8 protein-coding genes are annotated in these 13,714 nt (G+C 70.5%); 3 read left to right on the forward strand and 5 right to left on the reverse strand.

Annotated features, from left to right (window positions below; translation table 11 throughout):
• The first annotated feature begins 71 nt into the window (after positions 1-71).
• Positions 72-3,725 carry a DUF7379 domain-containing protein gene (locus AC1DS4_RS13145; RefSeq protein ID WP_477646050.1) on the forward strand — a complete coding sequence of 1,218 codons (3,654 nt, stop codon included), beginning with the start codon at positions 72-74 and terminating at the stop codon, positions 3,723-3,725.
• Between the two features lie 24 nt (positions 3,726-3,749).
• On the opposite strand, the gene AC1DS4_RS13150 is transcribed toward AC1DS4_RS13145, so the two are convergent.
• Positions 3,750-4,166, reverse strand: a complete 417-nt coding sequence (locus tag AC1DS4_RS13150; RefSeq protein ID WP_477613195.1) for a hypothetical protein — start codon at positions 4,164-4,166, stop codon at positions 3,750-3,752.
• A gap of 87 nt (positions 4,167-4,253) precedes the next feature.
• Positions 4,254-6,665, reverse strand: coding sequence for a glycoside hydrolase family 31 protein (locus AC1DS4_RS13155; RefSeq protein WP_477613194.1), 2,412 nt, complete (start codon positions 6,663-6,665; stop codon positions 4,254-4,256).
• A gap of 80 nt (positions 6,666-6,745) precedes the next feature.
• On the opposite strand from AC1DS4_RS13155, the gene AC1DS4_RS13160 reads away from it, so the two are divergent.
• Both AC1DS4_RS13160 and AC1DS4_RS13165 read left to right on the forward strand, forming a co-directional pair.
• The gene (locus tag AC1DS4_RS13160) at positions 6,746-8,098 is read left to right on the forward strand and encodes a class II 3-deoxy-7-phosphoheptulonate synthase (RefSeq protein ID WP_477613193.1); all 1,353 of its coding nucleotides are present in this window, start codon (positions 6,746-6,748) and stop codon (positions 8,096-8,098) included.
• 104 nt (positions 8,099-8,202) lie between these two features.
• A complete protein-coding gene (locus AC1DS4_RS13165) occupies positions 8,203-9,276 on the forward strand; it encodes a threonine aldolase family protein (protein ID WP_477613192.1) in 1,074 nt (357 codons plus the stop codon).
• On the opposite strand, the gene AC1DS4_RS13170 is transcribed toward AC1DS4_RS13165, so the two are convergent.
• From AC1DS4_RS13170 to AC1DS4_RS13180, 3 genes are all read right to left on the reverse strand, one after another.
• Complete coding sequence (locus tag AC1DS4_RS13170) at positions 9,264-10,133, reverse strand: DMT family transporter (protein WP_477613191.1); 870 nt, start codon at positions 10,131-10,133, stop codon at positions 9,264-9,266. The genes AC1DS4_RS13165 and AC1DS4_RS13170 overlap by 13 nt on opposite strands.
• Positions 10,134-10,168: 35 nt before the next feature.
• A complete protein-coding gene (gene pknB, locus AC1DS4_RS13175) occupies positions 10,169-12,160 on the reverse strand; it encodes a Stk1 family PASTA domain-containing Ser/Thr kinase (protein ID WP_477613190.1) in 1,992 nt (663 codons plus the stop codon).
• An 82-nt stretch (positions 12,161-12,242) separates the two neighbouring features.
• Positions 12,243-13,562, reverse strand: coding sequence for a lytic transglycosylase (locus tag AC1DS4_RS13180; RefSeq protein ID WP_477613189.1), 1,320 nt, complete (start codon positions 13,560-13,562; stop codon positions 12,243-12,245).
• Positions 13,563-13,714 lie beyond the last annotated feature (152 nt).

A 13,714-nucleotide genomic window follows, 5' to 3' on the forward strand; every position in this document is an offset into this window, starting at 1 on the left:
TTGCGTCACAGGTTCTGGCGGGCAGCCTCGCCCTGCGGTGGAGGGTTGGCCAAGGCGGAAGGAACGACACGATGCCGAGTCGGCAATGGACTTCTGGTGCGCTGACAGTGACCTACCCCGACTCGTACTCAGTCGGGACGGCCACGACCACGACCGGCAGCCCACCGAGTCCCGGTCGACGGCGCCGGAGCCCAACAGCCGGCCGGACCGCAGCCGGCCAGGAGAACGTGACCGGTGCTCTCCTGGACGCCCTCGCCGACCAAGACCTCGAGCTGGTCGAGCCCGTGGAGCTGGTGCCGCCCCGCCCGGCCCCGGGAAGGCGTGCCCCCAGCCGGGCGGCCACCGTCAGCCTGGACCTCGATGTCGCGCCAGAGGAGTCAGCCGTGATCCTGCTGGAGCAGGACGGCTTCTACTCCTGGCAGCTGCCCACCGACAACGGAACCCCGACCGTGAGGGCGCGACGCGGCCGCGGCCCGGCGCGGCGGCAGGTGCACTTCGAGCTCGACGTCCGTGCGTCCGAGCCGGCCACGGCGGCGCCGGCTCCGTCTCGGACGGTCCGGGGCCCCTTGGGCGACTTCGTCGTGGGCCGCGCCAAGGCCTACGTCCTCAAGTTCGTGGCAGGGCTGGTCCCCGGACCGCTCATGGGCTTCCTGGAGCGACACGTGACGCCCGGCCTTGTCATCATGCAGGGCAAGGACGTCAGCAAGTGGTCGCGGGTGAGCACGCTCGGGGACGTGAAGCTGCCCCAGGACCGGCCGGCCCGCATCCTGCTCTTCGTGCACGGGACCTTCTCCTCCACGGTGGGCAGCTACGGCGCACTGACCTCCACCGACCACGGCCGAGCGTTCCTGGATGCTGCGGGCACGGCATACGACGCCATCCTCGGATTCGACCACCCGACGCTGAGCAAGGACCCACTGGAGAACGCCACAGAGCTCCTGGCGCGACTCGAGAAGAACGCGCTGAAGGCGCCGCCGACCATCGACATCGTGTGCTACAGCCGCGGAGGTCTGGTTGCGCGGAGTCTCGTGGAGTACCTGCTGCCGTCCTCGCCCTGGCGCGCCACCGTGCAGCGGATGATCTTCGTGGGGGCCACCAATGCCGGGACGCGGCTGGCCGAGCCGGCGAACTGGAACACCTTCGTCGACCTGTACACGAACCTGGTCGCCGCCTCCGCGCGCGCGATCGGGCTCCTGACGGGCAGCGCCCCCGCGGCGGAGATCGTGCGCGGCGTGGTCAAGAGCGTCGGCGCGTTCGTGAAGTACCTCGTGGCGGCCGCGGTCACCGACCGGAAGGTGCCCGGCCTTGCCGCGATGGAGCCGGACGGGAAGTTCGTGAAGATGCTCAACGAGGTCCAGCCCGGTCAGCCCGGCGCCGGGACACCCTGGTATGCCGTGTCCTCCGACTTCGAGCCGAAGCTCTTCGCTCACGGGGCCGGGACGCCCGAGCTGCCGCGACGACTCCTGGATGCGCTGGCAGACGGTCTGGTGGACCAGTTGATGGGGGTCCAGAACGACCTCGTGGTCCACACGTCCTCCATGGCGGCGATCGACCTCGGATCCGGCGGTGGCTTCGTCATGGAGACGCTCGACTTCGGCGCCAACGGTGTGGTCTACCACCTCAACTACTTCATCCAGCCACAGGTCACCGCCGCCCTCGCCGCCTGGCTGGGGGTCGGGGGACCGGCGCAGCCGGCGGTGGCCCCCGGCTCGATGGTGGGGCCGAGCCTGCCGCACCGCGCGATCCGCAACATCCGGGTGGTCCCCGTCGACGCGACACCACGAGAGGGACGTGCGGCAGCCCGGGACGCCGACTTCGTCGTGGTCACCCGCGAGCACCAGGGGCAGACGCTGCACTACGCCATCGACCCTGCGACGCTCACCCGCGCACTGCGGGGGGCCAAGGCAGACACGGCCATCGGTGACGCGCTGGGTCTACAGGAGGTGATGCGCAGCCCCACCGTCGAGGTCGGGCGGGTGCCGGGCCCGCTGCCGCGCGAGACGGGACCCCAGGGTCGCCCCCTGCCGAGGACGCGGCGGACCCGCGTCGTCCTGGACCGTGGGGCTCCCGTCGGCGTCGTCGAGGAGGTCGCACCCACGGCCGGCGCCCGCCGTGGCACCAGGAGCCCCGAGTTCGAGTCCGCTGCCAAGCCGCCCCAGCCGACGTCCGGGGCACCCTCAAGACGAGCCCGAAGCCGCGATGTTTCGGTGTTCATGGCGGCCGACCTGCCGTCGGACCTCGTGGTCGGCCGCACGGTCAGCCTCAGCTGCCGCCTCTCACGGGAGGAGCTGAAGGCGGCGCCGACCGGCGCGAGTGGCGCGGGTGGTGGCAAGGTCGACTCGACCAGAGAGCTCATCGTGCAGGTCCTGCCGAAGCAGAACGTCGAGACGGTGGGGGATGACCGGGTCACGACCGAGGTCCCGGCCCCGGGTGAGGTCGCCGAGTTCCTCTTCGACGTGCAACCCACGCACGCGGGCGACGGCGAGGTCTGGGTCGTGCTGCGCCAGGGCCCGGCTGCCCTGGTGACCCTGCGGCTCACGGCGACGGTCTCGGGCACGTCGACAGTCGCCCGAGCGGGTCGTGTCTCTGCCGAGGCCCGGGTCCAGACGGATCCCGGGCTGGTCACGGGTGTTGACGGCGTCCAGTGGCTGCGGATCAACGAGCGTCAGAACGGCGGGGACACGTACTACGACTACGACGTCCAGTCGCAGGAGCTCGGGATCCTGCGGCAGTTCACGTCGCCACCCCTGCAGAACCGTGAGGCGTTCGTCAACGGCCTCTACACGAAGATCGAGGAACGCTGGCTGAGCAGCAAGGGCGACGAACAGACCTTCCAGCGGGAGCTGCGGGTCTTCGGGGGTCAGCTGTTCGACCAGCTGTTCCCTGCGGAGCTGCAGGACGTGTTGTGGGAGAACAGGAGTCGGCTGGGCCAGCTCATGGTGATGTCCCAGGAACCCTTCATCCCCTGGGAGCTCGTGCACCTCAAGGAACGCGGGAAGAAGCTCGGCACGGAGACCCTGTTCCTCGGGCAGTTCGGCATGGTCCGGTGGCTGTGGGGGACCTTCCCGCGGCCGGTGAGATTCCGCACCCGCAAGGGCAAGGTGCTTTCCCTGTGCCCGGCCTACGCCAACCCGGACTGGGTGCTCACCGAAGTGACCCAGGAGGAGGAGTTCCTCAAGCGGCGGCTCGGCGCCAAACCAGTCGCGGCGGAGCAGGGCGCAGTCCTCGACATCATCCAGAACGGTGGTTTCGACCTCCTGCACTTCGCCGGCCACGGCGCCGCCTCCAACACCGCTGCGTCCGACGCCAGGATCCTGCTGGCCGGTCGCGCGGAGAACGGCAGCTATGTCGAGGAGTCGCTGAGCGCGAGCGCTGTCGAGCAGCTGGCCGACCTCGCCGATGCCAAGGGCAATGGTCCGCTCGTCGTGCTCAACGCCTGTCAGGCGGGGCGGGTCGCCCGCCAGCTGTCGAGCCTCGGCGGCTTCGCGCAGGCCTTCCTGGGAGGTGGGGCGGGAGCCTTCATCAGCTCCTTGTGGTCGGTCGGCGACGAGCCGGCGCGCACCTTCGTCGAGACCCTCTACACCGAGCTCCTCGGGGGAGCCACCATGGCCAAGGCCGTGGTGACGGCGCGGGACAAGGCTCGTGCCGACGGTGATGCGACGTGGCTGGCCTACGTCGTGTACTCGCACCCCGGGGCGACCCTGCAGCCACCCGGCGGGTCGTGAGCGGAGTCTCTCGGCTCGGCTCCCTCACCACCGCACGTGACGCACGAGCTCGATGAGCGTGAGCAGATAGAGGGTGAACTTGAGGACCGCCACGACCGCCAGGATGCCTGTGCCCGGCGCCGAGCCACGTCGGGTCAAGAGACCGATGAGGAGGTTCTCCATCAGGTCCATCCCTGCGGCACCCAGTGGGAGCCCCCACCTCGCGTCGGCTGCGCGGAGGAGCAGGGTCGCCGAGAGCCCGAATGCCGCGATGAAGATCAGGTCGAGCCACAGACCGGCGCGCACGGACGACGCGCCTCCTGCCCGGTCGACAGCCGCCGCGAATCGTGGGGGAGTTCCCGCCAGGGCCACGCCCGGCTGCTTCGCGAAGCCGCGGTGCAGCAGGCCTGTTACCACCAGGAAGACGACAGCAGCGAGGAGAAGCACCAGCTCTGCCCACATGGCAGCCCCCATCCGTGGGTGTCCGAGGTCTTGGTGCCCGAGGGCTCCGCTGCCATAGTGCCATCGCGGCGGTGAGGCTGCAGCGTGTCAGTACTGGGCCAGGATCAGCTCGAGGACGGCGGCCTCGACCTCACGGTCGAGTTCGAGACCACGCAGGCGCGCAGCCGCGTCTGTGGGCCCGTCCGCCGACTCGACCAGGTCGAAGGCGGTGCTCTTCAGGTTGTAGTCGATCCGCGCCCGGTCGAGCACCTGGCCCACCGCCTCGACGGTCCGCGACCAGTCGAAGGGCCGGACGTCGCCGAGGGTGACCGTCAGGCCGCCCCCGATGGCGACGTCGCCGAGGGCGAACCGCGTGCCGCTGGTCGTGGGTTGGGGGGAGAGAGTCGTCTCGACCCCGCCCTGGCTGGTCATGCTGGCGCCGGCTTCGACGCCGAGGACGAGCAGCGTCCAGCTGCGTGAGGCAGGGAGGACGTCGACGGCTCCCGTCGGCGCCGCGATCACCAGGGTGCCGCTGGACTCGTCCCAGGTGGTCGTCGTGACCGCGGTGTGCGCCGCGGTGCTCCCGTCGTCCGGGCCCCTGCTCCCGTCGTCGGCACCGCTGCTCCCGTCGTCCTCGACGAGGTCGAACCGGCCGTCCGCCCCGACGGCCAGGACGAGCTCGATGTGCTCGGGGACTGCCGTACCCACGGCGGCGTCGTCCGAGCCAGCCAGCGGAAGGAGGCCGCCCGCGCGCACCAACACCGGGAGGGTCTCCAGCGGCCGGTGCAGTCGCACCTGCCTCCCGCCGCGGTACCGCGTGCCGGTGAACAGGTCGGTCCACACGCCGTCGGGCAGCCAGGCCTGCGCGCTGCCCAGCCCGATGACCTCCTGCTGTCGGCTGGTGATCGGGGCCACCACGAGCTCGGTCCCGAAGCGGAACTGGTTCGGCACGGCATACGCCTCGATGGCTCCTGGGTCGGCCCAGTACATCGGCTCGACGAGCGGCGCACCCTCGCGCGCGGCGCGGGCGTTCATGGTGTGCAGGTAGGGGACGAGCCGGTGCCGCAGCCGCAGGAAGGTGTCGATCGTGGTGCGGGCCTGGGCGGGGAAGGTCCACGGCTCCTTGCGGATGAAAGGGTGCAGCGTCGAGTGCAGGCGCATGATCGGTGAGAAGACACCGAGCTGCACCCAGCGGACGGTCAGGTCGTCGTCACGGCTGCCGTACCAGTGGCCACCGATGTCGTGGCTCCACCAGCCGTAGCCGATGTTGGACGAGCTCGCGGTGAAGTAGGGCTGGAAGGCGAGGGAGTCCCACGTGATGTGCGTGTCGCCCGAGAAGCCGACGGGATAGCGATGGCTGCCCGGACCGGCATACCGGGAGAAGGTGATGGGGAGCTGACCTCGTCTGGCTGAGTCGTTGAAGTGCTCGATGTTCAACAGCCACAACGGATCCACGCCGGGTGTGCGGCTGAACGAGCCCTGCTGCCAGTCCAGCCACCAGAAGTCGACGCCCTCGTCCTCGAGCGGGTGGTGGAGCCGCCGGAAGTAGGAGTCCATGAAGCGGGGGTCGGTCGGGTCGAAGGCCACTGAGCGCTCGCTGGCCGGGTCGACGCCCATGTCCTCGGCGACCTGTGGGTAGGCGTCCTCGAACGCGCGGACCCCGTCGGCGGGATGGACGTTGAGCGTCACGGCGAGGCCGCGGCGGTGCAGCTCGGCGAGGAAGGTGGGCGGATCGGGGAAGAGGTCACGGTTCCACGAGTAGCCGGTCCACCCGGTGCCGAACCGTGAGTCGATGTCGACCCAGTGCCAGTCCATGTCGAGGACCGCGACCGACAGCGGCACCCCCTCTGCCTCGAACCTGTCGAGCAGCTCGAGGTACTCGTCCCCGGAGTAGGGGTGGTAGCGGCTCCACCAGTTGCCGAGGGCCCAGCGGGGGAGCATAGGCACGGCCCCGGACACTGCGTAGAGGTCGGCGACGGCGGCGCGATAGTCGTGGCCGCGGACGAAAACGTAGAGGTCCCGGGTGCCCGGGCGACGCACGGCAGGGCGACCGTCCTCGATGAGGAACGAGTCGGAGTCGTCGATGACCGCGATGCCGGTCCGGGAGACCACACCCGGGCCGAGCGGGACGGCGCCGTCGACGTCATCGAGGGTGCGGGCCGTGCCGCCGAGCCCGTCGGCAGGCTGGCCGAAGCGCCACTCGCTGGTGTGGGCATCGGGCATCGCTGACGTCGCCGTGACGACCAGACCACTCGGGCTGAAGGGCTCGCCGTCGTAGTCGAGGTGCAGGCAGTCCGTCGACAGCTCGATCCGCTGACCCTGGCGGTGCACCTGCATGTCCGGCGCCGGCAGCGCGCGGTTGACCGCGAAGGTGCTGGCCCGGTCCTCGAACCCGCCCGACTCCGACCACTCGAGCCGCAGGAGCCCGGGGGTGAGGACGGTGATCCGCCAGCACTCGCCTGCAACCACCGCGTCGGGGTGCGCCACCGGGTTGCCGGGGACCGTCAGTCGAGAGGCCATGGGTACCCTCCTTCGCGTCGAAGGGTATCGGGATCTGGGCCATGGGACGGGGTGCGCGCGGTCCCGCCTATCCTTGAGCGGTGAGCACCACGCAGCACCACGACGCCCTCGCCAGCCTCGCGGCCGGCGCCCACCTCCCGGCTGCCCAGCAGCCGGAGTGGCCCGACGCCGCCCGCCTCTCCAGCGCCGTCGCCGAGCTCGCGTCGTATCCGCCACTGGTGTTCGCGGGGGAGTGCGACGTCCTGAAGTCCCGGATGGCCGCAGCGGCACGTGGCGACGCCTTCGTCCTGCAGGGCGGGGACTGCGCGGAGACGTTCGCGTCCGCGACCGCCGACAACATCCGCGACCGCGTGAAGACCATCCTGCAGATGGCCGCCGTCCTCACCTATGGCGCCTCCGTCCCGGTCGTCAAGGTCGGCCGGATGGCCGGCCAGTACGCCAAGCCGCGCAGCAGCGGCGCCGAGACGCGCGAGGGAGTCACCCTCCCGGCATACCGCGGCGACATGGTCAACGACTTCGACTTCACCCTCGAGTCACGCACGCCCAACCCGCAGCGACTGGTGCAGGCCTACCATGCGAGCACGGCCACCCTGAACCTCGTGCGGGCCTTCACCCAGGGTGGCTTCGCCGACCTGCGCCACGTTCATGACTGGAACCGTGGCTTCGTCGCCAACGCGGCCAACAACCGCTACGAGCGGCTGGCCAAGGACATCGACAAGGCAATGAAGTTCATGCAGGCCTGTGGCGCCGACTTCGACGCCATGCGCACCACAGAGTTCTTCTCGTCCCACGAGGCGCTGCTGCTCGACTACGAGCGACCGCTGACCCGCGTCGACAGCCGCACTGGCGAGCTCTACGACACCAGCGGTCACTTCATCTGGGTCGGCGAGCGCACCCGCGACATCGACGGCGCGCACATCGACTTCGTCTCCAAGGTGCTCAACCCGATCGGCATCAAGCTGTCGGCCAAGGCCGAGATCGACGACGTGCTGCGCCTGATCGACAAGGTCGACCCCGACCGTGAGCCGGGTCGCCTGACCTTCATCACCCGCATGGGGGCCAAGACCGTCCGTGACGCCCTCCCGACCCTGGTCGAGAAGATCACCGGTTCGGGCGCGCAGGTCACCTGGATCTGCGACCCGATGCACGGCAACACCTTCGAGTCGGCCAGCGGATACAAGACACGGGACTTCGAGGACGTCGTCGAGGAGGTGCGCGGCTTCTTCGAGGTGCACCAAGGGCTGGGCACGGTCCCCGGCGGCATCCACGTCGAGCTCACCGGCAACGACGTCACCGAGTGCATCGGCGGTGCGGAGAAGATCCTCGACGCCGACCTCAACAAGCGCTACGAGACGGTCTGCGACCCGCGGCTGAACCACCAGCAGAGCCTCGAGCTGGCCTTCCTCGTCGCCGAGATGCTGGCCAAGGACTGACGTCCGCGACGGGTCCGGCCCGGCCCGCCACCTGGCGAGCTTCGAGCAGGTATGCCGCCGGGTCGCCGGCCGTCCACGGTGGTCCACCTCCTAGGCTGGCTCGCATGCCTGCTGCGCCCCTGGTCGACCTGCTGTCCGACACCCTCACCCAGCCCACGGAGGCGATGCGCCGGGCGATGGCCGACGCCCCCGTCGGCGACGACGTCTTCGGCGAGGACCCGACGGTCCGACGGCTCGAGGAGCGGGTGGCCGAGCTGCTCGGGCACGAGGACGCGTTGTTCGCACCGACCGGCTCGATGGCCAACCAGCTGTGCCTGCGCCTGCACGTCGCCCACGGTGAGGAGCTCATCGCGGACTCGCTGGCCCACGTCCTGCGCGCGGAGATGGGTGCCGCCGCGGTGCTGTCCGGCATCTCGTCGCGGTCCTGGGTCGCCGACCACGGGCTGCTCGACGCCGCGCAGCCGCTCGCGCTGATGATCCCCGACGGCGGCACCTACCAGGTCAACACGCGCCTGGTCGTCGTCGAGAACACCCACAACTTCGGAGGTGGAACGGTCCAGCCGCTCGACCAGATCGAAGCCCTGCGCGCGGGCACGCGGTCGCGGAACGTGGCGATGCACCTCGACGGCGCCCGCCTGTGGAACGCCCACGTCGCCACCGGCGTCCCGCTCGCAACCTATGGCGCGTTGTTCGACACCGTGAGCGTGTGCCTGTCCAAGGGGCTCGGCGCCCCGGTGGGTTCGGTCCTCGTCGGGTCGCGGGACCTCATGGCGCAGGCGCGGATCTGGCGCAAGCGGTTCGGGGGCGGCATGCGACAGGTCGGGATCCTTGCCGCGGCCGGCCTGCATGCGCTCGACCACCACCTGTTGCGGCTCGCCGACGACCACGCGCGCGCCCGGCGTTTCGCCGAGGCAGCGGCAGCAGCGGTCCCCGCCTCGATCGACCCCCGGCGGGTGGAGACCAACATCGTCGTGCTCGACGTGGCGGGGGCGGGGTGGACCCCTGCGGCCTTCGTCGAGGAGGCGGGCAGACGCGGCATACGCCTCTATCCGGTGAGCGCCACGGCGGTGCGCCTCGTCTGGCACCTCGACGTCGACGACGCCGGCACCGAATGCGCCATCGCCGAGCTGGTGCCACTGCTGGAACAAGGCCCCGACGCCAACCCTCAGACCTCGTGATGCAGCAGCTCGGCGGGCCGGTCCTCCTCCGCCGAAGCGCCGGCGCTGCGACCGAGCAGCTCGACGACGTACATCGCGGTGAGCACCAGCGCGCCCCCGAGCAGCATGCGCAGCGTGAGTGACTCGCCCCCGAACAGCACCGCGAAGAACGCCGCGAAGACCGGTTCCATCGTCATCACGATGGCCGCTCGGGTGGCGGGAAGGTGCGACTGCGCCCACGTCTGGGCCCAGAGAGCGACGGCTCCGGCGACCAGGGCCATGTAGAGCAGCGAGGTCCACTGGCCGCCGGTGGAGGGCAGGGTCACGCCTCCGGGGAGCGCGCCGACCAGCGCCACCACCGTGATGACCCCGACCTGCACGGTCGCCAGGCCGGTGGCGGAAGCAGCGGTCGAGAACCGGCCGAGCCCGATGATGTGCAACGCGTAGAGCACCGCCGCGGCCAGCGTGAGGGCCTCGCCGTAGCCCACCGAGATGCCGCGCAGCGAGAGCACCGCGAGCCCGGCGGTGGCGAGCAGGACGGCCAACCACGTCGTCCCCGGGATCCGGTCGCGGAGCAGGATCGCGGCGAGCACCGGTGTCAGCACGATGTAGGTGCCGGTGACGAACCCGGACACCGATGCGTCGGTGTGCTCGAGCCCGACCGTCTGCAGCAGCTGGGCGAGGCCGTAGAGGATCCCGAGGACGACACCGATCAGGACCTCACGCCGGGTCAGGGCGAGCAGCTGGCGCCGGAACAGCACGGCCATGACGACCGCTGCGATGGCGAAGCGCACGGTCAGGAAATCGGCCGACGGCACGTGCTCGACGAGGTCACGGATGAGGAAGAACGTCGAGCCCCAGACCGCGGTGACCGACACGAGCAGCAGCGTCGCCAGCCGCGACGGGGACAGGGTCAGACGATCACCATCGTGACGACCGAGCCCTTGGGCGCCTCGGTGTTGGCCGCCGGGTTGGTGTGGTGGACAGTGCCGAAGATGCCACCCAAGGCGTTCTCACGCTTGACGTCGAAGCCGGCGGCTCGCAGGATCGCCTCGGCCTCGTCGGCCTGCTTGCCGGAGACGTCGGGCACCTTCACCAGGACCGGGCCCTTGGAGACGACCAGCTTGACCGTCTCGCCCTTGAACAGGGTGCCACCGGCCGGAGACTGCGAGATCACGTTGCCCTTGGCGATGGTGTCGCTGTTGGCCTGCTCGGTCGCGTCGACGGTGAGCCCGGCCTTGGACAGGGCGTCGACCGCCGCTGCGGCCGGCTTGTTGGTGAAGTCGGTGACCGGGATCGGCTGCCTGCCCTTGGACACGACGACGTTGACCTTGGTGCCGCGCTTGAGCGGGGTGCCGACCTTGGGGTCGACGCCCACCACGAGACCCGCGGCGACGGTCTCGTCGAAGGCCTCCTTGCTGGTCCCCACCGTCAGCTTGGCCGCCGTGATCTGGTCGCGCGCCTCGGCCGCGGACTTGTTGAGCACGTTGGGCACGGCATACCGCTCCGGTCCCTTGGAGACGGTGACCTTGACGTCGGTGCCGCGTCGCACCTCGGCGCCGGCGCCGGGGTCGGTGGACATGACCACGCCCTTGGGCACCGACTCGTCGAAGCTGTCGACCCGGTCGGCGCCGAGGTGGGCGACGTCCAGCTTGTCCTGGGCCTGGGCGAAGGTGAGGTTGGTGGTCGCCGGCACGACGGTGGGGGAGCCGGGACCCGCGAGGAACCACCAGGCGGCGATGCCCGCGACGAGGGCGACGCCGAGGGCGATCCAGATCCAGCGCCAGGGCCCTCCGCGACGGTCGTAGTCGTCGTCGCTGTCCATGGTGTCGACGCCCCGCCCGGGCAGCACGGGGGGACTCGTGGGGGTGCGGTCGATGGGCAGCGACAGCCGCGGCACGGGACGACCGGGGACGGCGGCATGGCGTGGTTCGTGACCGGCAGGCTCGTGACCGGTGGACGCCGGGAGCGCGCTGGTCCGCTCGACGGCCACGGTGCTCGCTCCACCGGCCAGGGCAGCGGGGCCCTCGGGTCGGCGGTCCAGCTCGGTCGGGGTCAGCATCGCCCGCGACTTGCGCACCTCGGTGAGGAAGTCCTCGGCGTCGTAGGGCCGGTGGTCGGGGTCGCGCGAAGTCGCCAGCGCCACGAGCGCGTCGAGCTCGGCAGGCACGGAGGTCACCCTCGACGACGGTGCCGGGATGGAACCGTGGACGTGCTGGTAGGCGATGTGGATCGGGGTGTCGCCGGTGAACGCCTTGGTGCCGGTGAGCATCTCGAACAGGATGAGCCCGGCGGCATAGACGTCACTGCGGGCGTCGGCGATGCCGCGCTCGACCTGCTCCGGGGAGAGGTAGGCAACCGTCCCGAGCAGGACACCGGTCTGGGAGGCGGTGGTCTGGGTCGAGACGGCTCGGGCGAGGCCGAAGTCGGCGACCTTCACGGTGCCGTCGTCCTCGCGCAGGATGATGTTCTCGGGCTTGACGTCGCGGTGGATGATGCCGCCGCGGTGGGCCGCGCCGAGTGCTTGCAGTACCGGACCCATGATGTCGAGGGCGGCGCGCGGGGTCAGCGGACCCTCGGCCTTCATCACCTCGCGCAGGGTCTGGCCCGGCACGTACTCCATCGCCAGGAACATGTGGCCGTCGTCCTCGCCCTGGTCGAAGACCGACACGACGTTGGGGTGGGACAGTCGCGCAGCCGAGCGCGCCTCACGCTTGAACCGGCTCACGAAGGCCTCGTCCTGCGCGAGGTCGTGGCGCATCACCTTCAGCGCGACGTCGCGGTCCAGCCGGGTGTCCAGGGCGAGGTAGACGGACGCCATTCCGCCGTCGGCAATGTGCGACAGGACGCGGTAGCGCCCGTCGAACACACGCCCGAGCAACGACTCGGTGACACCGGAAGACACCCGCAAAGTGTAGGAGGTCTCGCTGGTCATCTCGTGCAGGCGGGTCCGTGGGCGCTGTCCCGACCGCATTCGTCAGGCTGGCTCACATCCGGGTGCGGTGCGCCTTGATGGCGGCCACGTAGCCCTTGGTGTCGGCGTACATGCCGTTCTTCTGCACCGAGTAGAGACCTTGGTAGTAGCCGGCGATGGCCTGGTCGACCGTGCTGGCGGACCGCGTCAGTGAGCGCAGGATCACCACCCCCGCCGTGATGTTGTCCTGGGTGTTGAGCAGGTTGAGCTGTCGTCCGGCCATCTCGGAGGCCCACTGCCCGGACGAAGGGATGACCTGCATGACACCGATGGCGTTGGCCACCGACACCTGGCGCTGGTTCCAGCCCGACTCCTGCCAGCCGACGGCCAGGGCCAGCTTGGGGTCCACGCCGTGGCGTCGCGCCGTCGCGACGATCATCGCCTGGGTCTGGCTGCGGCTGGGAACGGCGTGCCGGGCCAGGGCGGCGCGGTTGCGGTTGGCCGCGTTGACGATCGAGCTGGGGTAGGTGCGGCCCGCGAACGAGTTGGCGCTCGCGGCAGACTTGGCCGGCTTGGCCGGCACCTTGAGCCGCTGGCCCGGGTAGATGACCGAGGCCGCGGACAGCCGGTTGGTCTTGAGCAGGGCGGCGAGGGTGACGCTGTGCTTCGTGGCGATACCGCTGAGCGTGTCGCCGACGCGCACCGCGTATGCCGCGGTGCCGGCGGGGCGGGTGGCCGCCGGCGTGGCCCCGTGGACCCTGAGGACCTGGCCGGGGTGGATGACGCTGCGGGCGTTCAGCCGGTTCAGCGAGTACACCGTCGGGAGGGCAGTCTTGGTGCGGGCGGCGACGACGCTGAGCGTGTCGCCGCTGCGCACCCGGTAGGTGGTGATGGACGGCGCTGCGTCCGCCGGGCGGCGGGCGCTCGCGGCTCCGGCGCCGGGGATGCGGACCTTCTGGCCGACCTGCAGCACCGAGCGGGGGGAGAGCCGATTGGCCTTGAGGAGGGCGGCGAGGGACACACCCTTGCGCGCGGCGATGTGGCTCAGCGTGTCACCGGAACGGACGACGTAGGTCGCGCGCTTGATCGCCGCAGCCCTCGCCGCGGCCGCGGCTCGTGCCCTGGCCGCCTCGGCGCGGGCCTGCGCGGCGGTCTTGGGCACCGACAGCCGCTGTCCGATGGACAGGTGGTTCCCCCCGTGACTCAGGTGGTTGCGTGTCGCCAGGGTCCCCGTCGTGGTCCCCGTGCGGGCGGCGATGTCGGCCAGGGTGTCTCCGGTCCGGACCGTGTAGGCCACCCAGCCATAGGGGGCAGGCTTGGCTTTCTGGACGACGGCGACGGCCGCCTGGAGGGTGGCCGAAGGGAGCGCTGCCGGAGCGATCACTGGGGACATCGGGGGCTGCCTTTCGGGCTGTGGTGGAGCACGTGGTGGAGAGCCTCAGGTGGAGCAGGTGGTGGAACAGGTGATGGAACGGGTGGCTGGAGTGAACAGTGGGGCAAGTGTGACGATTGTGAAAGGTACACCATCGAAGGCCCCCATATCGA

This window comes from Pedococcus sp. P3_C7, assembly GCF_056402615.1.